This window comes from Pedobacter cryophilus, from assembly GCF_005116455.1.
Taxonomy (GTDB): domain Bacteria; phylum Bacteroidota; class Bacteroidia; order Sphingobacteriales; family Sphingobacteriaceae; genus Pseudopedobacter; species Pseudopedobacter cryophilum.
Genome location: NZ_SWBP01000001.1, coordinates 892,021 through 913,451 on the forward strand (window position 1 = coordinate 892,021; position 21,431 = coordinate 913,451).

Below are 21,431 nucleotides of genomic sequence, written 5' to 3' on the forward strand. Positions count from 1 at the left end.
TAAAATATTTTTATTATTTGAATCTAACAGCAACTTTAATTTTTTGCGCTCTACCATCAGCAGCACCATGCCAAGATGTATAGCCTTTTATTAACTCAAGGGCTTTATTATTAGCATTATTACTCAATCCTTTTTGAATATTAAAATCAGAAAGTTTGCCATTCTTTAAAATTACAAATTCTACCACCACTCTACCTGTTTCTCCGTTATTTAATTGTGCATTAGCATCTAAATATTTTCTGAAAGCTCGCCATCCATCTTTTGGACCTGCAAAAATTTCTTCTGATTTTTTTGCAGTGCCATAACCTACCACCACGACTTCAGATAATGCCGATAAATCTGGTTTCAAAGAAATATCTAGGGAAACATCTTTATTATTTACCGCCACAGTCTCTGATAAAAAACCGAGGTAGCTGATTTTTAAATCAGCTTTTTCTGATGCTAAAATTTCAAACTCTCCTTTAGCATTAGAAACGGTTACCTCTCCATTTTGCTGGTTAATAATTTGGACCCCGGGTAAAGCAACGCCATCGGTAACATCAGTAATTTTGCCACTGATAAGTTTAGTTTTTGAAGTAGCGGCAACACTAGCTATCCTAAATGCAAGAGCAGAATTATTCTCTGTTTTCATTTTTGCACTGAGGTTAGCAGCCAGTAGGTCTCTTTTTTGTTGTACCGCATAGCCAATTACACTTACCTCATCAAGAGCTAAAGTATCTGCTTTAGAAGTTGCAGACATTTGCGCCATAGGTTCTATCGTAATTTCATCTGCTGGTGAATATTGTTTGGCTTGCGCCGATGGATTGGCATCATTTTGAACAATTGCCGGGCTGTTGACTAAATCAGCAATTAAATTTTCATCACTTTCTATGAGTGTATCTCCCATTATTTTGGTTGATTTGGGATAACCCTCTTTCTTTTGTAATTCTGTAACTGCAATTGCTTTATTTTCTGGTGTTTGGTTAAAGTATATACTGATAACTGCAATCCCAAAAATGACTGATGCGGCAATGGATAGCTGTTTTAGCCCCCAATTTATAACGATACCTTTTTCCTTATTTTCTATTCTTTTGGCTAGTCTTAAAGATAGCTCCTCTAAATCTTTGTCTTTTACTTTAAAAGCTTCAAAACCATCCATAGCTTCCTGCAAAAAAGGATCTTCCAAAGCCCTTTTTTCCAAGTGATGCTTGGCAGCAGGCGTTAGTTCTCCGTTAAAATACTGGCGGATTAATGCTATGTCAGTGTTTTGCTTATTCACCTTGTTTTTCTATACAAATTTTTAAATTTCGTTTCCCGTTTTGGATATAGCTTTTCACCTTGTTAAGCTCAAAACCTGTATTTTGCGCAACTTCGGTATAACATTGTTGTTGTAAATAAAACAAGTTAACACTTATTTTTTGCTCATCAGAAAGGGTTTCCATACATTTTTCCATGGCCGTTAAATACCATTCTTTTTGGTTACTATCTTCATGATGCTGTGAAGACTCTAATTCCATAAATTGGTCTTCTATGTTTACCATAGTATGTTTTTGGCTTTTACGTAATTCCATTAAACAATAGTTTCTACTTAAAACGTATAACCAGCTTTTAAAATTTTTTACTTCATGCAATTTTAATTTATGGATAAGTTCTTCAAAAATTTGCATTACGGCATCTTTACTTTCCTCCTCATCTTTAAAATATTTTAAGCAAACGCCATACACTAAAGGCATATATTGCTCATAGAGTTTACCTAAAACTAACAGATCTCCTGATTTTTTATAATCGGTGATCAACTGCTCGTCTAAGCTTATTGGCTCAATATTTTTAGAGATCAATTCCATTAATTCCATCAATTTAAAAAAAATATTCTGCCCTTTTATGGAATTCTATCAGAATAGCATCTTCATTAAAAAACTTAACAATATGAAAACAATAGTCACCTCCATTTTCATCGTCATGATGTTCATCGGCTTTAAGCCAGATGAAAACCAAGTTATTAGCGGCTATGTGTATGATCAAAAAGATAAACTACCCTTGCCAGGAGTAATGGTTTATGCTCAAAATTATCCACAACAAAAAACAGCGACAAATGCCAAAGGCTATTTTAAAATTACGGTTTCTAAAAATGAAAAGAATTTATTTTTTAGCTATTTAGGTTACGTAAACCACATCGAAAAAATTACAGCTAAGGCCATAAATATTTATTTACAACAAGATACTAAGCGCCTAGGGGAAGTGGTGGTGATAGGCTACAGTACGCAAAAGAAGGAATCTTTAATGGGAAAAATGGCGGTTAGAGGGTCTGTTAATCAAGTTTTTAGTCCGCAAGTTGCTGATTTTAATACCGAAACTTACAGCGCCATTAATGAAAACGGATTTAAAAACACATCCGATCATCCGCTTTCTACTTTTTCTGCCGACGTAGATGCAGCTTCTTATAGTAACATTAGACGGTTTATACAAAGTGGGCAATTACCGCCAAAAGATTCCATTAGAATTGAGGAAATGATTAATTATTTTGGTTACAACTACCCAGAACCTAAAGGCGATGATCCCGTAAGTATTACCACTGAAATGAGTGAAGCGCCATGGAATAAAAATCACAGATTGGTTAAAATTGGCTTAAAAGCTAAAAATATCTCGACAGAAAAATTACCAGCATCAAACTTGGTTTTTTTAATAGATGTATCTGGTTCTATGCAAGGTGCAAATAGGTTAGAGTTGTTAAAAACTTCCATGAAATTATTAACCAACCAATTAAGACCAAATGATAAAGTTGCTATTGTAGTTTATGCAGGGGCGGCTGGTTTGGTTTTGCCATCTACGCCGGGTAATCAGCAAATAAAAATAAAAGATGCCTTAAATAGGCTAGAAGCTGGCGGAAGTACGGCCGGCGGCGCTGGAATTAAATTGGCTTACGAAACCGCACAAGAAAACTTTATTAAAGGCGGAAACAACAGGGTGATTTTAGCCACCGATGGCGATTTTAACGTAGGCATATCTAGTGATGGTGATATGCAAAGAATAATAGAAGAGCAACGTAAAACGGGTATTTTTTTAAGCGTTTTAGGTTTTGGTACTGGAAATTTTAAGGACAGTAAAATGGAAACTTTAGCCGATAAAGGAAACGGAAATTACGCTTATATAGATAATTTAAATGAAGCCAAAAAGGTGCTGGTTAACGAGTTTGGCGCTACATTATTTACAGTAGCAAAGGATGTAAAATTGCAAGTAGAGTTTAACCCAGCCTATGTTGCAGCTTACCGTTTAGTAGGTTATGAAAACAGGTTGTTAAATACCGAAGATTTTAAGGATGATTTAAAAGATGCCGGCGAAATGGGTGCTGGCCATACCGTAACCGCTTTATACGAAGTGATTATGCAAGGTGTAAAAGATAAATTTGTGAAGAAAGCCGATGCCCTTAAATATCAAACAAAGGGCAGTGTAAAAGCCTCAAATGAATTACTAACGGTTAAAATGCGGTATAAAAATCCTGATGAAAATAAGAGTAAAGAATTGAGCGTTTCATTGGCTAATCAATTTAATAAAATGGAAAATGCTTCCGCAGATTTTAAATTTGCAGCAGCCGTAGCTCAGTTTGGTTTGCTCCTTAGAAATTCTGAGTTTAAACAAAACGCTACATTTGAGCAATGTGTAGCTTTAGGCCGAGCCGGAAAAGGGGAGGACAAATATGGGTACAGGGCAGAATGTATTCAATTAATAGAAAATGCAATGCTTTTAACTAAAAAAGATTTAACTTCAAATTCAGAAGATTAATATGAAAAAAATAGCATTATTGGCCTTAGCAGCCTTTTTTTTAACTGCAAATGCATCTTTTGCACAGTTCGGAAAATTAATTGAAAAAGCTAAAACAGCAGCTACTAGCGGCACAACAGCAACGGCAAATCCAACGGAAATTGCAACGGCATTAAAGCAGGCGTTAGAAATTGGAGCTACTAAAAGTGCCGATTTACTTTCTAAAGAAAACGGTTTTTTTGCAAATCAAGCTGTTAAAATATTGTTTCCGCCAGAGGCTTTAAAAGCAGAAGCTACTTTAAGAAGGTTAGGACTAAACAAAATGTGTGATGATGCTATTTTAAGCTTTAATAGAGCGGCAGAAAATGCAGCCATAGAAGCCAAACCTATTTTTATTTCGGCAGTAAAAAACATGACCGTTAAAGATGCTACCAATATTTTAATGGGCTCTAAAGATGCCGCTACTACTTATTTTAAGCAAAGTACCACAGATTCTTTAACTAAAGTTTTTGCGCCAATTGTACAAAAAAGCATGGATAAAGTAGGCGCAACTCAATATTATACAGACGTGGCTACTAAATACAATAAAGTGCCAATGGTTGCTAAAATTAACCCAGATTTAAAGGGATATGTGACTCAGAAAGCGATTGAAGGCTTGTTTATGCAAATAGCAGCCGAAGAATTAAAAATTAGAGAGAGTAGCGCTTTTAGAACTACTGATTTAATGAAAAAAGTTTTTGCTATTGCAGATAAGAAATAGAACTTATTAGAAAAGGATAATTTTTAACAAAAGGAGCTTTCTGATAGCTCCTTTTTTATGAATAGGTATTTTACATGGCAACATTATTGCAATAGTTTATTAAACAATCACATGAGAAGAATTTTCGCTATTTCCGCACTGTCATTAACTCTTGTTTTATCAAGTTGTGACACTTTAAATCAGTACGCAGGAGTACTAAATCAAGCAGTAGGAGTAGTAGCACCTACACAAACTGAAATGGGTTTAGGCTTAAAACAAGCGTTAGAATTTGGTACTAATTATAGTGCAGAAAGACTAGCAGCAAAAGATGGTTATTTGGGAAATTTGGCCATAAAAATTCTTTTTCCTGAGGAAGCTCGTAAAGTTGAAAATGCTTTAAGAGCGGTAGGCTTAAATTCTTTATGCAATAATGTAATTACCAGTTTAAATAGAGCCGCAGAAGATGCCGCAATGGAAGCTAAACCTATTTTTGTGAGTGCTATTAAGCAAATGAGCTTTCAAGATGTAACCAATATTTTATTAGGACAAGAAGATGCTGCTACCCTTTATTTTAAAAGAACCACCAACATTGCTTTGGCAGATAAATTTAGACCTATTATTAACGCTAGTTTAAGTAAAGTAGGCGCCACTCGTTATTGGGGTGATGTTGTAAACAACTACAACCGTTTGCCTTTGGTAAAACCTGTAAATACAGATTTAGCCGGATATGTGACCGATAAAGCCATCAACGGTTTATTTATGGAAATAGCTAAAGAAGAATTAAAAATCCGTCAAAATTTATCAGCAAGAAGTACTTCTTTATTACAAAAAGTTTTTGCTTACGCAGATAAACAAAAAGCTGGGTAAAATTAGCTGAAGATTTGTCAACTCTTTTGCAAGCTGGTAAGAGAGTTGACAAATCTATTATAAATAAAAAGAGAATCGTTTTAATTGATAACGCTTCTTAATTAATATGGTTTCTATCTGTAAACGCATTTTTACGTACGAATAAATGTAATTCGCCACAATTTTCCAAAGGAATAAATGTAATTCAATACACTTTTCCTAATGAAAACACATGAAACTTGTTTGATTAATTATTAGAATGGGGGCTCTAAGTAAATACAATAAAAAGGTTTGAGGTAAAGTTTACTTCGCCTCCTCAATTTTTAAACCCACATCATTTATCCCTTTTAGTGGGTTATCTCTCATGTTTTGTTCTACCACAATGGTATGAGTTCCTTTAGATTTGAATTTGTAATTTTCTTTATAAATGAGTTGGTAACTGTATAAACTTCCTGATCCTTTTCCTAACCATTCGCCATCAGGCAAAGCCAATTGAAATTCTTGGCGTTCTATAACGTCCTTTTTATCAGGGCCAATAACATGAAATCTGAGCCAGATATTGGCATATTTATAATCTGCAGTATGCCTAAAATTTACATAAATATTGTAGGCTTTGGTGCTATCAGCTATAGCAATACTTGCTTTTACAGGTTTAAGGTAAGTCCAGTTTTGATTAGGAACCGATTCAAAACTATCAATAATGGTATCACTATTACAGCTTTGTAAAGCCATAATAGTGAGGCAAAAAAGAGCAAGTTTTTTAATTCTATTCATTATTCCTGCTCTGGTTTTTTGTTTTGGTTGTTTTTACGCTTTTTGTTCCTGTTTTTGTTGGGTCTTGGCGCAGCCTCACCCGTAACTTGATCTGGCTTTGGAGTGTTTACAGCTTTTGGAGCCGCAGCAACACCTTCAACTTTAGGGGCGTTAACTTTTACATTTCCCTCTGGCCTGTTGCGTGATTTGTTGCGGTTGTTATTGTTTCTCTTTTTGTTTTTGGCTTTATCGTCTAATCTGGTTAAGCTATCCTGTCCTACTACGTTTTCGTAATCAAAAGATTTTTCTACCAATTCTAAGTCATCCTCAATAGCGCTATAATCTTTCAGGTCTTCAGGTTTTTCGCCTTTTTTGTTCATCTCCTGAATTTCCTTTACCCTAGCCACTTCAACCGGAATCCAAGTGTTTTCTTCGCCGAAATAATTAAACCACATTACTTGCTTAAAGATGTCGGTTTTTTGTAGGCGAGCTTCTCCTTTTTCGGTTTTTAGTCTGTCTGCATTATCTGGGATGGTTTTTAAAGCATCCATATAAGTATCCAACTCATAATTTAAGCAGCATTTTAACTTACCACATTGCCCTGCTAACTTTAAAGTATTTAGAGACAAATTTTGGTATCTGGCTGCTGATGTAGAAACGGTTTTAAAATCGGTTAACCAAGTACTGCAACACAATTCGCGGCCGCAAGAGCCAATTCCGCCTAAACGACTAGCTTCCTGGCGCATCCCAATCTGACGCATTTCTATACGAACTCTAAAAGATTCGGCTAATTTTTTAATCAGTTCTCTAAAATCTACCCTGCCTTCTGCGGTGTAATAAAAAGTTGCTTTTGTTTTATCACCTTGATATTCTACATCGCTCAGTTTCATGGCTAAACCTAATTCTAAAGCAATGGTTCTTGCTTTATACATGGTTTCAGATTCACGTTCTTTAGCGGCTTTCCATTTATCTACATCCTGAACGGTGGCTTTTCTGTAAATTTTAAGAGCGGCTTTTTCTTCGGTTACACGTTTGCGATTCATTTGCATACGCACCAATTCGCCGGTAAGGGTAACATGGCCAATATCATAACCACCAGTAGCAGTTTCTACGGCTACCAGTTCGCCAGCTTCCAAATAAATATTTTCTTCGTTTCGGTAAAAATCTTTTCTAGATCCTTTAAATCTGATTTCTACATAATGAAACGGCTTATAGTTAGAAGGTAAATCCATATCGGATAACCAATCGTAAACATCTAATTTGCTGCAACCCCCGTCTGTTAAACAAGAGCCATTACTTTTGCAGCCTCCAGGCGTACATCCGCCTGTTGAACAACTTCCACATCCCATAATTTATAATAATATATGTTGAGTCCCTTTCGGGAGCGAATTAAACTTTAAAATCTTAACTAACTTCAAAGATACATCTAAAAATAATATTTTGGGATTTGCATTTCTTTCGATATGAAAGTGTGCTTTCTCCAATTCATCAGCTATAGCTTCGGCTTTGGCCAGGTTTAAAATTTGCGAAAATTTACTAATAAATTCTAATTCTTTTTCTGGTAAATGAATAAGTTCAGAAGCATTGGCCATAAAAAGCATACATTCTCGCATTAAATTAATGCCGTAACGTAAAAAATTCTTTTGGTTTTCTCGGCCCATTTTAGAAAGTTCGCCGTCAGTATATTCTACTATTTTAAGTCCTTGATTTCCCCAACAAGAGCGTAACCAGCTTAAAAATAATTCGTGATAGTCATTTTCTTGATGGATGAGCAGGTGTTGTGCTGTTTGTAAATTTCCATTACTTAAGTAAGCTAACTGTGCTGCTTTGTTTGTGTCAGCACCTTTTTCTTTGATTAAATATTGTTCAATTTCTTTTGTTTTAAGCTTGGGGATTTTTACAATTTGGGTTCTAGAAAGTATGGTATTTAAAATTTGATCTTGGCTTTGAGCCACTAATAGAAACAAGGTTTTTTGGGATGGTTCTTCTATAATTTTAAGCAGCGCATTACCAGATTTTTCTAAATATTCTGGCAACCACATAATGAGTACTTTATATTCAGATTCGAAAGGTTTTAAGCTTAATTTACTGATGATGCTATGCGCTTCCGCAATGTTAATGTTGGCTTGTTTGTTATCAGCGCTTAAGTGGTCTCGCCATTCATCTAAGCCTAAATAAGGGTTTGCTAAAAAAGCTTTTCTCCATTCTTCAATAAAAGTAAGTGCCGTATCTTCTTTATGTTTAGCAAAAAATGGATAAGAGAAATGCAAATCTGGGTGAACCAGTTTATTGTATTTGCGGCAAGAAGAGCATTCGCCGCAAGAATCATTCTCTAACTTATTTATGCAACTAATAAATTGAGCATAAGCCATGGCTAAAGCCAAACTTCCCGAACCTTCTGGACCTAAAAAAAGTTGTGCATGGCTAATTCTATCATCCTTAACGGTTTGTATTAAATGATTTTTAACCTCGTCTTGACCTACAATATCTTTAAACTGCATTGCTGCAAAATAAAAATAAGTATTGAGATTTGGGTAAAGAGTATAGAGATTTGATACCTTGTTTTGTAAATTTGATTAAACAAAAATTATGGCTGCTCTAATTATCGAATCAACTAACTCAAAGAATCTTAAACTTATTGCTGAACTTGCTAAACAGCTAGGAAGTAGGGTAAAATCAGTTTCTGATGAAGCTTTGATAGATTTTGAGTTTGAAAAAGATGCTAAAGATGAGTTACCTGATTTTGTTTTAAAAGGAATTGAAAGAGGTTTACAAGATGTTAAAGCTGGAAGGGTAAAATCTTTTGAGGAAGTAAAAGAAATAATAGCGAAAAGATGAAGCGAGAACTCTGTTTTACAGAGGAGGCTTCTGAAATACTTCTAACAACAAGTTTATTTATTGTAGATGAGGTACAAAATCAATTCCTGTACAGTTTGCATTTTCAATTTCTTCCTTTAAACTTTCCGAAACGTAATAGTTGCTACCTTTAAATCTGTCAATAAAAATCATTTCATCAGGAATATTATCTTGAAGAACCAACTTATCTATCCAAACTGACACTCCCGTATTTGGTGAAACTATTTTTTTAATAGCAGTTTCTAGTTCACTTGCTGAATTAATTTTTAAAGTCTCAATTTTCACGCGACCAATTCCAACTTTGTTGATTATAGATTTTTTAAAATCGATATATTGATAATCAAACTTATAAGCATTCATTAGCCAATAGTCTATTTTTTTATCTTTAACAATTAAATGGGTGGGTAAAAATTTAAGGCCTGTGCTTCTGTGCTTAGCTAAAATATTTTTTAATTTATCACTTATTATTGGATAATAAATGGGTGAAGAAGATATTAAATCGGTTACCTTAGCTTTTCTGTGCAAAATGGAATCAGGAATATATATATCATCTGGCAGTTCACCCCATACTGACCATAAATGATTAGGATGATCAACAGGAATTAAACTCACAAATTCTTGAGATTGAGGCGCTGTTTTACCAATAACTTCTTCATCTGAACTATATTCTAATTTATAAAAGCTCATATACTAACTAAAAAGTTATATTATTAATGTTCACACCTGGATTATTATTAATCCAAATTAAGAAATATTTATTTCTTAATAATTTAATTTATCTTTATTGTTTCTTTTAATAATTATATGCCCCGTCTTCTCGCTTTCGATTTTGGAACCAAACGTTTAGGAATAGCCGTTACAGATCCTATGCAATTATTTGCAACGGGTTTAACTACTATTCATCCAAAAGATACTCTAGATTTTTTACAAAAGTACCTCTTAACCGAGCAAATTGAAACCTTTGTGGTAGGTGAACCCAAACAAATGGACGGCAGCGCATCACAATCTATGCAGCATGTAAAAGGTTTTGTCACCATTTTGAAAAAGAATTTTCCAGGAATCCCTGTGGAGATGATGGATGAGCGTTTCACCTCAAAAATGGCTTCTGCTGCAATTGCACAATCTGGATTAAAAAAATCAGATCGTCAGAAAAAGGAATTGGTAGATACCGTTTCGGCTACCATTATTTTGCAATCTTATTTAGAGAAGAAATCTTTTCAATAGCTAAGGGTTTTGTTCTAGGTAATTTTTTGCATTAACGATGGAAGCGGCATCTTTTTTGGTTTTTCACCAAAAAAATACAGCGTACAGCGTGTTAAAATGCCCAAATAACTCTCTTAATTTACTTTTTCTTATCTGTAAATTAGCTTAAAAAGCGTTGAAAATAAAAAAAACGCCCCACGTTCTGGGGCGTTTACCTGCATAACACTAACTAACTAAACTTTCTTTCTCAACTGCAGGTAATCGAGATAGTAAAGGATCTTTATAGAGAAATTATTATTTTGAGGAGAATTGATGGTTTGATTAAAATTCTTAAAATAATTAACAGAATTAACGTGGGGCACAATAGGTGTTGAATCTTTCCAAACAGCACTTAACTCACTGCCCGGAGCAAAACGCCAGATGTAAACCATATCTACATTAAAAGCATTAAAATTTCTGTCAGATGGTTTATTAAAAGAAGCGTTTGATGCTAAAGTTCCATCAGCGTTAAGCGTATAAAATTCTTTGTTAATTAATTTAGACCAATAATGTCTGGCGGTTAAATTGAGCCCCATTTTATTATTGAAAGTATATTTAACGGTTAAAGAATTCTCTACCGTTCTTTGGTCTCGTCTAGAAAAAATGATGTTTTGCTGCTCATCTTTAGCAATATATCCAGCAAAATTATGTCGAGGGTTAATGCTAAACTCGGTGCCAAAACTAAACTTATTGTTTACTCTAAAATTTTGGTAACTGCCATAAGCAAACGCTCGCCCGTTAAATAGCTGGTTGTTTCTTGTCGAGAAAAATGCGCCCCCACTAATTTTTTTTGATCTATTACTATTGATATTGAAACTGTAAGATTCTGTTGCTGTACTTTTAAAAAACCTACCATTTGTTCGGGGTTCATAAAAATCGTTTCCCTCTGCGGCAATGTTAATATTGGTGTTAAATGACCATAAATTTTTAAATTGAACCCAACCGCCAACGTAAATTCCTTTAGATTGGTAGGTTCCTGGTTTAAACCTTCTCATGTATTCGCCTTCAAACCAAGCTTCTAATTTATTATACCACTTGGTGGCTTTATACCAGTTGTATGCCAAAGAAACGGAGTTGGTGATATAGTTGTTATTAAACAAGATTCCTAAATCATTAGGGTTATATTGATCATCAACTACAGAAAAGCGGTAATTGTAGTTGAAATTTCCACTTCTTTTACCGGGGTTAATTTGATAGCTGTAGCCAACAGAGGGCTTGGCAAAATTGCCACCAAAAAGCCTGCTCATTTTTGCTTCTCCATTTAAATTGTATTTATTTTCTTTGGTATTTAAGTCAAAAACAAGCGCACTTACATTGGCATCATAAGTATTTCCTTCTCTTAACACATTAGAATTAATAAATGAAACCGAAGAGTTATTCTTCAAATTTTGGTCTAATACCAAAATGTTATAATTGCTTAAAGGAGCAGTTTCTATGGTTTCTCTGCTTCCGTTGGGATGCTCTATAATGGCTACTGTTTTTTTAGAAACCGCATTAAAAAACCCAATTCCTAATCCTTTGGCAGTACGACCAGATATTTTTGTAGCATTTATTAACTTGGTTTGCGCAGGGTTTTCAATAATTTTATCATTTGTGCCTAAAGCATCATAAAGTTTGTAAGCATTGATTGGTGATGCACCTACTCGTCTGCTATAAAATAAATCTCCTTTGTTAAATAACTCGGTTCCTTCGGTAAAAAACTGACGATTCTCATTAAATCTTACTTCAAAAGGAGTGAGATTTAGTACCTGATTATCTGATTGAACCTGACCAAAATCAGGAATCAATGTCATGTCTAAAGTAAAACTTTGGTTAATTCCGTATTTAATATCCATACCACCATTTAAAGATTGAGTGGTATTATTAATTCCAGTTTGGTTGAGAGGATAATTATTTACATAAGAAGAGATATAAGGACTAAAAGATAACCTTAAAGGCGATTTTACTTTTTCTATGCCTACCAATTCCCCTTCTTGATTAATAAAACCACTTCTAACAGGATCTAACCTATTCCAAGTTAATTTTTGTTGAAATTTTTGGCGGCTTCGTACAATGTTTAAGCCCCAGTTTTGTACATCTTTACTCGCAAACCTTAACGCCGAGTAAGGAATTTTCATTTCGGCAACCCAAACATTACCGTTAATTTTTACGGCACTTTCCCAAACCGCATTCCATGCATCATCTTCACCCTGAGCAGAAAATTTAGCATCAAACTGAACGCCTGCTGCCGTTACGGCAAATTCTTGGGCATTAATTTTATCATTATAAGTATCTAAAATCACATCAATAAAATCGGCATTGCCAATTTGGTCTCTGTTGGTTAATTCCTTTGCAATGTCTTTTGCATCCAATTCATACATTCTGGCGGCTATATAAACAGCTTGGTCATCATATAAAATGTACACTTCCGTTTTATGATTTTCGTCTTCTTTTACATCCGGAACTGGCTGAAAAGCTATAAAATTTGTTGCTAAAGGGGCGTTTTTCCAAATATCTTCATTAATAATCCCATCTATTTTTGGAGCAGTAGTTGTTCTTTTTGCAGCTAATGTTTTATTAGGAGCTTGTGCCGTTGCTATAAATGTAAAACTAACCAGTATAAAGCTTAGTAAAAATATTCTCATTGTATAAGGTTTGGTTTATTAGACGCCACTTACACCTAAACGTTGCAAGCCTATTTGTTAAATTTTTGTTAAAGCCTGTTTGTAACTTAAATGTTATTTTTAAAGACTCATTTATAGATTGAAATCAGCGTCTTTTCTTTTCGCTCAAAATGATAACTTTGTCCTTACAAAAGAGTTCCGCATTTATGAAATGATTTGCTGCGGAACAATCCAAAATTTTAAGAATAAACAGGGATAAGGCATGTTTGATAATTTGCAGGATAAGCTCGAAGGAGCGTTTAAAGTATTAAAAGGACAAGGTAGCATTACCGAAATTAACGTGGCCGAAACCATGAAAGAGATTAGAAAAGCTCTTTTAGATGCCGATGTTAACTATAAAACTGCTAAAACTTTTACCGATGAGGTAAAACAAAAAGCATTGGGTCAAAATGTATTAACTGCAATTTCTCCGGGTCAGTTATTAACTAAGGTAATGAATGATGAGTTGACTGCTTTAATGGGAGGCAGCGTAGAAGAGCTCAACATTAAAACCAACCCAACCGTTATTTTAATTGCAGGTTTAAATGGTGCGGGTAAAACCACATTTTCAGGAAAACTGGCGCTTTATCTTAAAACTCAAAAAGGCAAAAAACCATTATTGGTAGCTGGTGATGTTTACCGCCCAGCAGCTATAGACCAATTAGAAGTATTAGCAAGCCAGGTTGATGCAGAAGTATATACCAATAGAGAATCTACAGATCCTGTAGCTATTGCTTTAGAGGGTATAGCTTACGGTAAAAAGAATGGCAACAACATTATTATTATAGATACAGCAGGTCGTTTAACTTTAGACGATGCCTTGATGGATGAAATTGCTGAGGTGAAAAGAGCGACTCAACCACAAGAAATTTTATTTGTGGTAGATGCCATGACCGGGCAAGATGCTGTAAATACCGCCAAAGTATTTAATGATAGATTAGATTTTACTGGCGTTGTATTAACCAAATTAGATGGTGATACCCGTGGTGGAGCAGCGCTTTCTATTAAATCTGTAGTAAATAAACCCATCAAATTTGTAGGTACCGGCGAAAAAATGGATGCCTTGGATGTTTTCTATCCAGACAGAATGGCTTCCCGTATTTTAGGTATGGGTGATGTGATTTCTTTGGTAGAAAGAGCACAACAACAGTTTGACGAGAAAGAAGCAGCCGCTTTACAAAAGAAAATCCGCAAGAATAAATTTGATTTCAACGATTTCTTGGGTCAGATACAGCAAATCAAAAAGATGGGTAACATCAAAGATTTAATGGGCATGATTCCCGGTGTTGGTAAAATGATGAAGAACGTAGATATAGATGATAACGCCTTTAAAGGAATAGAATCTATCATTCAATCTATGACTCCTTATGAGCGTGAAAACCCAGATAGCATTAGCCAAAGCCGTAGAAACCGTATTGCAAAAGGTAGCGGAAACGACATGACCGAAGTAAATAAACTCATTAAACAGTTTGAAGATATGCGTAAGGTAATGAAACAATTCTCAGATCCATCTGCCATGGCTAAAATGCAAAAAATGATGAAAGGAATGCCCGGAGGAGGAATGAGGTAAAAAAGCTGAATGCTTAAGGCAGAAAGCTTAAAGCTGATTTGCGAAATATTTGAAAGCCTGAGAATTTATTCTTGGGCTTTTTTGTTTTTGGGCGTTTAAACACGCTATCCGTTACAATCTTTTGCTCCAAAAAAGCAAAAGGATTTTCACTGCTATCGTTAACGCAGAATTGGTGCTTTATAAATTCTATTGTAGGTTAAATAAATTGTGTTACTTTTAAATATCTATTTGAAGCACAATCTATTAATTGAAAACATGATCATTACTATCAATATCATCGAAAATAACATAGACAAAACCCCCATAAGCTAACCAAAAACAGAGGGATAACGGGGGTTTTATTGCGCCTATATACAAGTTAGCAGGCATTATAAACGACTACTTAAATGAAAGCAACTCCTGAAGGAATCTATTTTGAAAATTCTGACTTAAAGCTGAAATGGGACGATAAAATTGAAAGTTTTACATCTGAAAATAATCTTGTTGTAGAAAAAAGCCGAATTGGTTTTTATTCCTATTTAGGTGAAGACACACTTATAAAAGACTCCGAAATTAATTTAAGAACATTTTTTATTAATTCTGCCTCGACCTTTAAAGAACTGGAATATAGTGTATCAAGCCGAACAAAAGCCATAAAGGACTTTGACATTTTAAAAGAATATTTTACAAAATCATTTGGCCCACCCATTCAAGACAATCAAAATGAAATTGTTTGGAATGACAAATTTTTAAAAATAAAGCTAGACCTTGAAGATTTTCATGGACTTAATCTGAATTTAATAATTACTAAAATAACGCCTGCTAACAACAAATTTGTATTATAATGGCCGAAGTGCTTTTACTTCCTGTTATCTAATTAATTTAATTTCTACTTTAACCGAAATTAGTGCTATAAAGCCATTACAACACAAATTCGCAACCGTTAGCTGCAACCTTACAAAAACTACCATATCGACAAACTTGACAAGAAATGACTAAAATTATTAATCTAAAAAAACGACTTTCAGTAGACTTGGCAAAGTCTATAGAAGAACCATTGCGAAACTACTTCGGGTTATTTAATATCATTGACAAAAATGACAGTTTGCTTTACTTGTCTGATAAAGACAATACATCTGATTTATTTTTTTCCATTGTTAAAGAAACATATGAATCAAATGGACATATTATTCACTACAGTTGCAAGCCATTCAATAATTCCAGAAAAGACAATTTAACCACTGTGACCAAACTAGAGAATTTTATTGCTGTTTTAACTGGCTGGCTTGAAAATGTAAAGTTTTACGAAGAAGATTCTGTACTTAACGACCCAATAATTAGAGGTTATACAAAGGAGTTTTATGCTGACTTCAAAATAACCGACCAAAGTGCAGACTTTGAAGGTTTTAACTATACACAACAACGACAACTGGGAGAGTTTTTTGAGAAACTTTCGAGAGATATAGAAACTCTCAAAGACGAAAATAATCCTGAGATTATTGAAGACCTTAAAACTGAAATTATTGACCTACAGAAAAGTGTAACAAGTGAAACAAAAAACGGAATAATGAAGAAATTTTCCTCTGTTTTAGCAAAAGCAAGAAAAGGAGGTTTTAAAGTTTGTGATTTTATTCTTAAAGAATTTGTAAAAGATTTTTTAACGGAAGGGGCAAAATTTGCATTCAACTACATTACAAAAAATCCAAATAAATTACCTGAATACATTGAACATTTAACCCCCCAGCTGGCGCAAGTCTTCCGAGCGTGAGAAAAGTGGGTAAGGAGACTTGTGCTTTTGTGTAAGAACCAGTAGATTTAAAAATGAGTACAAAATACAAGTTCAACGATCCTGAGGGTATTTATTTTGTTTCGTTTGCCGTAGTGGGTTGGATAGATGTTTTTACGAGGCAGGTTTACAGAGATATACTTTTAGAAAGCTTAATTTTTTGTAGAAAAGAGAAAGGTTTGATGATTCATGCTTGGTTAATCATGAGTAACCATGTACATCTTATTATCAGTAGAAAAGGAAATCAAAAACTAGAAGATATTATGAGAGATATGAAAAAGTATTCTGCTTATAGAATCTTAAAAGAAATAAAGGAAAGTTCAACAGAAAGCCGTAAAGAATGGATGCTATACTTATTTGCAAAAGCAGGCAAGCAGAATAGCAATAATACAAATTACCAATTTTGGAGGCAAGATAATCATCCAATAGAATTAGATTTTCACAGCAATATGTTTGAGCAGAAATTAAATTATCTTCATGAAAATCCTGTAGAAGCTGGGTTGGTGAAAAAAGCATCCAATTATTTATACAGTAGTGCCATAGATTATGAAGAAGGTAAGGGATTGTTGGAAATCGATGTGTTGCAATAAATATGAACGCACAAGTCCGGCTTTCACTCACATCCATTTCACTAAGACTTGCGCTAGTGGGGAGAGTTTACAAAAAAAATGATAACCAAAAAATAAACCATCCTAGTTTCAGTGTTCCTTTTTCAGGATCACTGAAATCTTTTCATGAAAAAAGAGGACTCTGTCCGGCAAATGGAAAGAAACGTTTTTAGAAAGTACATATTCGTAAATTTTAGCCTTTGATTGAATACGTTTTATCAAATACAGATTAGTCTTCCACCATAAATTTGCCTGCAAAAAAATATATACTTAACTTGTATCAAAGAAAAACACCATGACTAATACGGAGCTCAAAAAACAACTGATGGAAAAGATTCAAAAGACAGAAAATCATAGTCTTTTAGAAGAGGCTTATCGACTTTTGGAACTCGAGACCAAAGATGAGGAAGTTTTTAAATTGGGTGAGCAACAAAAAGAGTCCATAGAAATTTCACGTCATCAGATTAAAAATGGTGAGTTTCTTACTGGTGAGCAAGCAAATAAAGAAATTGATGAATGGTTAGGAAAGTAATTTGGTCTTTAAGAGCTCAGCAAGAAAGAAAACACATTTTAACATACTGGCAAACCAGAACAAAATCTAATATCTACAGCAAAAAATTAAATCAACTTTTTATTGAGGCAATAAATATTATTAGTGATTTTCCTCAAATTGGAAAATTAACGGATGATCAAAATGCAAGAATAAAAATAGTTAAAGATTACTTCATCATTTATGAATATTTTGAAACTCAAATATTGATATTGTCAATTTTTGATAGCCGACAAGATCCTGCGAAAATTGATTTTATTTAATAGAAGCCATCCTAGTTTCAGTGTTCCTTTTTCAGGATCACTGAAATCTTTTCATGAAAAAAGAGGACTCTGTCCGGCAAATGGAAAGAAACTTTTTTAGAAAGCACATACTTTTTGCTTTATACTTTTCATCAAATACAGATTAGTCATCCACCCACAAATTTGCCTGTAAGAAATATAATTTAATCCTCATTTTGAACACAAAAAACTGCGTTTTGGATACATCCAAATTTTAGAATGCTCCGACCTTGGCACTTCACAATTAAATTAAAAATGATGAAGTACAAAATTTTAGGAAATACAGGCTTGAAAGTTTCAACGCTCTGTTTAGGGACAATGAATTATGGTGGAAAAGGTTTTTTTGGTTATATGGGAAATCTTGACCAAAAAGCAGTTGATGAACAAATTAAAACCGTAACTGATGCAGGGGTTAATTTTATAGATACTGCAAACATATATTCCGAGGGTCTGTCAGAAGTGATGATAGGCCAAGCAATAAAAAATCTTTCTATCAACAGAGACGAATTGATTTTGGCGACAAAAGTGAGAGGCTCAATGGGTAAAAGTGAAAATGATAGAGGGCTTTCAAAAAAGCATATTATCCAACAAGTTGAAGCTAGTTTGAAAAGGCTTGGTACAGATTATATTGACTTGTACCAAATTCATACAGCCGACCCATTAACGCCAATTGAAGAAACAATTAAAACATTAGACGATTTAGTTCGAAGTGGCAAAATTAGATATTTTGGTGCAAGCAATATTTCGGCTTGGCAGTTGATGAAAGGTTTGGCTTATTCACAATACAATCATTTAGATAAGTTTGCCTCTTTACAAGCAAATTACTCATTAGATGTGAGAGATGCAGAAAGAGAAATTGTACCTATGTTACAAGATCAAAAAGTGGGAATGATGGTTTGGAGTCCTTTAAGTGGTGGTTTGCTCACAGGAAAATACAAAAGAAACGGACAAAAAGAAGAAGGTAGATTAAATAGCTTTCCATTTCCGCCTTTTCACGAAGAAAGAGCCTATGATGTTTTAGATGTGCTTACACCAATGTCGGAGAAAAAACAAGTTTCAATTTCTCAATTGGCGTTGGCTTGGTTATTACATCAGCCAGTAGTAAGTAGCATTATTGTTGGTGCCACCAAAATACATCAACTTCAAGACAACTTAAAATCTGTAGATATTGTGTTTACGGCAGACGAATTAAATCAGTTAAATGAAATAAGCAAATTGCCTGTTGAATATCCTGCCAATGTTTTAGAATTAATGACGATGGACAGAAGTGCAGGGGTTGATTTTCTAAATGCTTAAATTCACAAAATAAAGAAGGTAATATTTATTATTTCCTACTTATTCTAATGATGAGAGAGACAGAACAAAATATTAAAAAAATTAATTCAGTAAAAGAATTACATTCTTTTATGGGTTTACCATGTCCATTAAACCCTTTGCTAACTATTATTGATCATTCGCGAAATAATAAACAACCTACACATCAAAAAATACTTTTAGATTTTTATAATATTTCAATCAAAAGAAGTTTTAAAGGGAAATTAAAATATGGTAAAAATCATTATGATTTTGATAATGGCACCATGTCATTTATAGCCCCAAATCAAATCATTAGTGTTGATAGCCAAGAAGTTAAAGACAATGATGGTTGGTCTTTATTGTTTCACCCTGATTTAATTAGGCAATACCCATTAGGCAAAATCATTAAGGATTATGGTTTTTTTTCCTACGCTATAAATGAAGCATTACATCTTTCAGACGAAGAAGAAAAAACGATTGAAGCAATTGTTCAAAACATTGAAAAGGAAATAAATTCAAGATTAGATAATTTCAGTCAAGATGTAATTGTTTCCAACCTAGAATTACTTTTGAGTTATTGCAATCGTTTTTATAGCAGACAATTTATTACAAGAAAGATGGCTACAAACGATTTGCTTACAAACTTTGAAAGAATTTTAGATGATCTCTTTAGTAATAATTCAAATTTTTCTCTACCAACAGTAGAGAAATTAGCAACCGAACTCAATGTTTCCTCTTCGTATTTAAGTGATATGTTGCGAAGCTTGACAGGGCAAAATACCCAACAACATATACACGAAAAATTGATTGAAAAAGCAAAAGATATTTTAACAACAACCAATTTTACAGTAAGCGAAATTGCTTACCAATTAGGTTTTGAATATCCACAATCATTTAGCAAACTGTTTAAAAGTAAAACAAATTTGACACCAATTGATTACAGAAATAGCTACAATTAAAGCCACTACTCATTCTGGTTTCAGTGTTCCTTTTTAAGGATCACTGAAATCTTTTCATAAAAAAAGAGGAAGTTGTCCGGCAAATGGAAAGAAGTGTTTTTAGAAAATATTTTAGTGCTTTAACTTATCTTGAAATGAGTTTACAAAACTAAACAAGATTAACATATAACGCAGGGCCCTCTGCGAGAGAGACCCTGCTTAGACAATACACTACATTCCATAAGATTCTGAAATGAGTTCAGAATAACAAAGCTCGAAAAAGTCAAAGTAATCCTTACAATTTACTGATGCCATTTCTTAAACTCGCTGGTATCTTTGTCGAGTTTTAAAATCATGAAAAGAAAAATAAGTTTATTGCCGTTCATCGTTATCGCCATCATTTTATTGTTAATGAATTGGTATGTGATGGCAGGTTTATCGGTGATTTTCCCTTCAAATTTATGGAAGCCCGTTTTTATTGCCATTATTTTAACCATTAACCTTTCCTTTATTATGGCGTTAATAAGGTTGGCTAAAATTGGGATTGATACTTTTTTTAAAGTTACCGTTCATGCTTTTATGGTGGTTTTTGTTGCCGAGCTGACCTTCTCTGTTCTTGTTTTTTTAGGAAGTATTTTTAAACTTCTTGTTGGTTTTTTAGGTTTCAACCTATCAAGTGGTATTTTTTCTGTTGTGGCTTTGGCTTTTACGCTCCTGCTCTTTTTGTTTTTTATTCATGGAATGATTTGGGGTAAATACGCTTACCGAGTAATTAGGCAAACCTTATATTTTGATGATTTACCGATGGCTTTTGATGGCTTTACGCTCACCCAAATTTCTGATGTGCACTCCGGCAGTTTTACCAATGCAAAAGCGGTACAAAAAGGAATAGATTTAATTAACGCTCAAAACTCTGATCTTTTTGTTTTTACAGGAGATTTGGTAAATAACAAAGCCGATGAAATTGTGCCTTGGATGGCTCATTTCTCCCAAATTAAAGCTAATTACGGTCAGTTTTCTATTTTAGGTAACCATGATTATGGCGATTATGTAAGCTGGAATAGTGACCTTGAAAAAATAGAAAACCTACAAACTTTAAAAAGTCATCACCAGCAAATGGGTTTCCGCTTGTTATTAGATGAACATATTACCTTAGAAAAAAACGGAGAAAAAATGGTGTTGGCCGGAGTTGAAAACTGGGGCAAAGGTTTTGGAGAAAGAGGCGATTTACAAAAAGCCTTAACTAAAACTGATATTCATGATTTTAAAATTTTGCTTTCGCATGATCCTTCTCATTGGGATGAACAGGTGAAAACTCATCCTTCAAAAATTCATTTAACCTTAAGCGGCCATACCCACGGGATGCAATTTGGTATAGAAGCTTTTGGTATTAAATGGAGTCCGGTGAAATACCGTTACCCACATTGGGCAGGTTTAAAAGAAGAATTTAATAGGTTTTTGTATGTAAACCGAGGTTTTGGTTTCTTGGGTTTTTCTGGGCGAGTAGGCATTTGGCCAGAAATAACCGTAATTGAATTAAAAAAGAAGTAAGTTGCTTTTTTGCGTTAGGGATTGCAATGAAAATCCTTTTTGTTTTTCACAAAAAG

General features: G+C 34.0%; 21 protein-coding genes. 14 read left to right on the plus strand and 7 right to left on the minus strand.

Translation table 11 applies throughout. The features are described 5' to 3' along the window. Positions 1-13 precede the first annotated feature (13 nt). Both FA046_RS03695 and FA046_RS03700 read right to left on the minus strand, forming a co-directional pair. Positions 14-1,258, minus strand: a complete 1,245-nt coding sequence (locus FA046_RS03695; RefSeq protein WP_136824997.1) for a carboxypeptidase-like regulatory domain-containing protein — start codon at positions 1,256-1,258, stop codon at positions 14-16. Continuing rightward, positions 1,251-1,823 carry an RNA polymerase sigma factor gene (locus FA046_RS03700; protein ID WP_136825329.1) on the minus strand — a complete coding sequence of 191 codons (573 nt, stop codon included), beginning with the start codon at positions 1,821-1,823 and terminating at the stop codon, positions 1,251-1,253. The genes FA046_RS03695 and FA046_RS03700 overlap by 8 nt, the downstream gene beginning before the upstream one ends. A gap of 82 nt (positions 1,824-1,905) precedes the next feature. On the opposite strand from FA046_RS03700, the gene FA046_RS03705 reads away from it, so the two are divergent. From FA046_RS03705 to FA046_RS03715, 3 genes are all read left to right on the plus strand, one after another. Beyond that, positions 1,906-3,759 carry a vWA domain-containing protein gene (locus FA046_RS03705; protein ID WP_136824998.1) on the plus strand — a complete coding sequence of 618 codons (1,854 nt, stop codon included), beginning with the start codon at positions 1,906-1,908 and terminating at the stop codon, positions 3,757-3,759. Position 3,760: 1 nt separating this feature from the next. Beyond that, entirely contained in the window at positions 3,761-4,498 is a 738-nt protein-coding gene (locus FA046_RS03710) for a DUF4197 domain-containing protein (protein WP_136824999.1), read from the plus strand. A 111-nt stretch (positions 4,499-4,609) separates the two neighbouring features. Then, a complete protein-coding gene (locus FA046_RS03715; RefSeq protein ID WP_136825000.1) occupies positions 4,610-5,344 on the plus strand; it encodes a DUF4197 domain-containing protein in 735 nt (244 codons plus the stop codon). Between the two features lie 282 nt (positions 5,345-5,626). On the opposite strand, the gene FA046_RS03720 is transcribed toward FA046_RS03715, so the two are convergent. Genes FA046_RS03720 through FA046_RS03730 form a run of 3 tightly spaced genes read right to left on the minus strand, consistent with a single transcriptional unit; the run spans position 5,627 to position 8,577 of the window. Next, on the minus strand, positions 5,627-6,097 hold the full coding sequence (locus tag FA046_RS03720; protein ID WP_136825001.1) for a gliding motility lipoprotein GldH: 471 nt from the start codon (positions 6,095-6,097) through the stop codon (positions 5,627-5,629). Further along, the gene (locus FA046_RS03725) at positions 6,097-7,425 is read right to left on the minus strand and encodes a PSP1 domain-containing protein (protein WP_136825002.1); all 1,329 of its coding nucleotides are present in this window, start codon (positions 7,423-7,425) and stop codon (positions 6,097-6,099) included. The genes FA046_RS03720 and FA046_RS03725 overlap by 1 nt, the downstream gene beginning before the upstream one ends. A 3-nt stretch (positions 7,426-7,428) precedes the next feature. After that, positions 7,429-8,577 carry a DNA polymerase III subunit gene (locus FA046_RS03730; protein ID WP_136825003.1) on the minus strand — a complete coding sequence of 383 codons (1,149 nt, stop codon included), beginning with the start codon at positions 8,575-8,577 and terminating at the stop codon, positions 7,429-7,431. A gap of 88 nt (positions 8,578-8,665) precedes the next feature. Between FA046_RS03730 and FA046_RS03735 the strand changes: the two genes are divergently transcribed. Continuing rightward, positions 8,666-8,914, plus strand: a complete 249-nt coding sequence (locus tag FA046_RS03735; RefSeq protein ID WP_136825004.1) for an amidohydrolase family protein — start codon at positions 8,666-8,668, stop codon at positions 8,912-8,914. Between the two features lie 57 nt (positions 8,915-8,971). Here the strand turns inward: FA046_RS03735 and FA046_RS03740 are convergent, their stop codons facing one another. Beyond that, positions 8,972-9,619 (minus strand): imm11 family protein, encoded by a 648-nt coding sequence (locus FA046_RS03740; protein WP_136825005.1) that lies wholly within the window; start codon positions 9,617-9,619, stop codon positions 8,972-8,974. 117 nt (positions 9,620-9,736) lie between these two features. Here FA046_RS03740 and ruvX point away from each other — a divergent pair, with 117 nt between their 5' ends. Beyond that, a complete protein-coding gene (gene ruvX, locus FA046_RS03745; RefSeq protein ID WP_136825006.1) occupies positions 9,737-10,156 on the plus strand; it encodes a Holliday junction resolvase RuvX in 420 nt (139 codons plus the stop codon). Between the two features lie 212 nt (positions 10,157-10,368). Here the strand turns inward: ruvX and FA046_RS03750 are convergent, their stop codons facing one another. Further along, a complete protein-coding gene (locus FA046_RS03750; protein ID WP_136825007.1) occupies positions 10,369-12,798 on the minus strand; it encodes a DUF5916 domain-containing protein in 2,430 nt (809 codons plus the stop codon). Between the two features lie 241 nt (positions 12,799-13,039). Here FA046_RS03750 and ffh point away from each other — a divergent pair, with 241 nt between their 5' ends. The 9 genes from ffh (at position 13,040) to FA046_RS03795 (ending at position 21,375) form a co-directional block, all read left to right on the plus strand. Beyond that, the gene (ffh, locus tag FA046_RS03755) at positions 13,040-14,386 is read left to right on the plus strand and encodes a signal recognition particle protein (protein WP_136825008.1); all 1,347 of its coding nucleotides are present in this window, start codon (positions 13,040-13,042) and stop codon (positions 14,384-14,386) included. Between the two features lie 386 nt (positions 14,387-14,772). Beyond that, a complete protein-coding gene (locus FA046_RS03760; protein ID WP_136825009.1) occupies positions 14,773-15,210 on the plus strand; it encodes a hypothetical protein in 438 nt (145 codons plus the stop codon). A gap of 146 nt (positions 15,211-15,356) precedes the next feature. After that, the gene (locus FA046_RS03765) at positions 15,357-16,133 is read left to right on the plus strand and encodes a hypothetical protein (RefSeq protein ID WP_136825010.1); all 777 of its coding nucleotides are present in this window, start codon (positions 15,357-15,359) and stop codon (positions 16,131-16,133) included. Between the two features lie 53 nt (positions 16,134-16,186). Further along, complete coding sequence (locus tag FA046_RS03770) at positions 16,187-16,741, plus strand: REP-associated tyrosine transposase (RefSeq protein ID WP_136825011.1); 555 nt, start codon at positions 16,187-16,189, stop codon at positions 16,739-16,741. A gap of 343 nt (positions 16,742-17,084) precedes the next feature. Beyond that, complete coding sequence (locus FA046_RS03775) at positions 17,085-17,291, plus strand: hypothetical protein (protein ID WP_136825012.1); 207 nt, start codon at positions 17,085-17,087, stop codon at positions 17,289-17,291. After that, positions 17,276-17,572, plus strand: a complete 297-nt coding sequence (locus FA046_RS03780) for a type II toxin-antitoxin system RelE/ParE family toxin (protein WP_136825013.1) — start codon at positions 17,276-17,278, stop codon at positions 17,570-17,572. Before FA046_RS03775 ends, FA046_RS03780 begins: the two co-directional genes overlap by 16 nt. Positions 17,573-17,845: 273 nt before the next feature. Further along, positions 17,846-18,886 (plus strand): aldo/keto reductase, encoded by a 1,041-nt coding sequence (locus FA046_RS03785; protein WP_225870874.1) that lies wholly within the window; start codon positions 17,846-17,848, stop codon positions 18,884-18,886. A gap of 50 nt (positions 18,887-18,936) precedes the next feature. Continuing rightward, positions 18,937-19,845 (plus strand): helix-turn-helix domain-containing protein, encoded by a 909-nt coding sequence (locus tag FA046_RS03790; RefSeq protein WP_136825014.1) that lies wholly within the window; start codon positions 18,937-18,939, stop codon positions 19,843-19,845. 333 nt (positions 19,846-20,178) lie between these two features. Then, positions 20,179-21,375: a metallophosphoesterase gene (locus FA046_RS03795; RefSeq protein ID WP_136825015.1), complete on the plus strand. Its 1,197-nt coding sequence runs from the start codon at positions 20,179-20,181 to the stop codon at positions 21,373-21,375. Positions 21,376-21,431: the final 56 nt, after the last annotated feature.

What these genes read in the sequence shown, in the direction of transcription:
- FA046_RS03700 (WP_136825329.1), bottom strand. Translation starts at nt 1,823, where the DNA reads ATGGAATTGATCTCTAAAAATATTGAGCCAATAAGCTTAGACGAGCAG.
- FA046_RS03705 (WP_136824998.1), top strand. Translation starts at nt 1,906, where the DNA reads ATGAAAACAATAGTCACCTCCATTTTCATCGTCATGATGTTCATCGGC.
- FA046_RS03710 (WP_136824999.1), top strand. Translation starts at nt 3,761, where the DNA reads ATGAAAAAAATAGCATTATTGGCCTTAGCAGCCTTTTTTTTAACTGCA.
- FA046_RS03715 (WP_136825000.1), top strand. Translation starts at nt 4,610, where the DNA reads ATGAGAAGAATTTTCGCTATTTCCGCACTGTCATTAACTCTTGTTTTA.
- FA046_RS03720 (WP_136825001.1), bottom strand. Translation starts at nt 6,097, where the DNA reads ATGAATAGAATTAAAAAACTTGCTCTTTTTTGCCTCACTATTATGGCT.
- FA046_RS03725 (WP_136825002.1), bottom strand. Translation starts at nt 7,425, where the DNA reads ATGGGATGTGGAAGTTGTTCAACAGGCGGATGTACGCCTGGAGGCTGC.
- FA046_RS03730 (WP_136825003.1), bottom strand. Translation starts at nt 8,577, where the DNA reads ATGCAGTTTAAAGATATTGTAGGTCAAGACGAGGTTAAAAATCATTTA.
- FA046_RS03735 (WP_136825004.1), top strand. Translation starts at nt 8,666, where the DNA reads ATGGCTGCTCTAATTATCGAATCAACTAACTCAAAGAATCTTAAACTT.
- FA046_RS03740 (WP_136825005.1), bottom strand. Translation starts at nt 9,619, where the DNA reads ATGAGCTTTTATAAATTAGAATATAGTTCAGATGAAGAAGTTATTGGT.
- ruvX (WP_136825006.1), top strand. Translation starts at nt 9,737, where the DNA reads ATGCCCCGTCTTCTCGCTTTCGATTTTGGAACCAAACGTTTAGGAATA.
- FA046_RS03750 (WP_136825007.1), bottom strand. Translation starts at nt 12,798, where the DNA reads ATGAGAATATTTTTACTAAGCTTTATACTGGTTAGTTTTACATTTATA.
- ffh (WP_136825008.1), top strand. Translation starts at nt 13,040, where the DNA reads ATGTTTGATAATTTGCAGGATAAGCTCGAAGGAGCGTTTAAAGTATTA.
- FA046_RS03760 (WP_136825009.1), top strand. Translation starts at nt 14,773, where the DNA reads ATGAAAGCAACTCCTGAAGGAATCTATTTTGAAAATTCTGACTTAAAG.
- FA046_RS03765 (WP_136825010.1), top strand. Translation starts at nt 15,357, where the DNA reads ATGACTAAAATTATTAATCTAAAAAAACGACTTTCAGTAGACTTGGCA.
- FA046_RS03770 (WP_136825011.1), top strand. Translation starts at nt 16,187, where the DNA reads ATGAGTACAAAATACAAGTTCAACGATCCTGAGGGTATTTATTTTGTT.
- FA046_RS03775 (WP_136825012.1), top strand. Translation starts at nt 17,085, where the DNA reads ATGGAAAAGATTCAAAAGACAGAAAATCATAGTCTTTTAGAAGAGGCT.
- FA046_RS03780 (WP_136825013.1), top strand. Translation starts at nt 17,276, where the DNA reads ATGGTTAGGAAAGTAATTTGGTCTTTAAGAGCTCAGCAAGAAAGAAAA.
- FA046_RS03785 (WP_225870874.1), top strand. Translation starts at nt 17,846, where the DNA reads ATGATGAAGTACAAAATTTTAGGAAATACAGGCTTGAAAGTTTCAACG.
- FA046_RS03790 (WP_136825014.1), top strand. Translation starts at nt 18,937, where the DNA reads ATGAGAGAGACAGAACAAAATATTAAAAAAATTAATTCAGTAAAAGAA.
- FA046_RS03795 (WP_136825015.1), top strand. Translation starts at nt 20,179, where the DNA reads ATGAAAAGAAAAATAAGTTTATTGCCGTTCATCGTTATCGCCATCATT.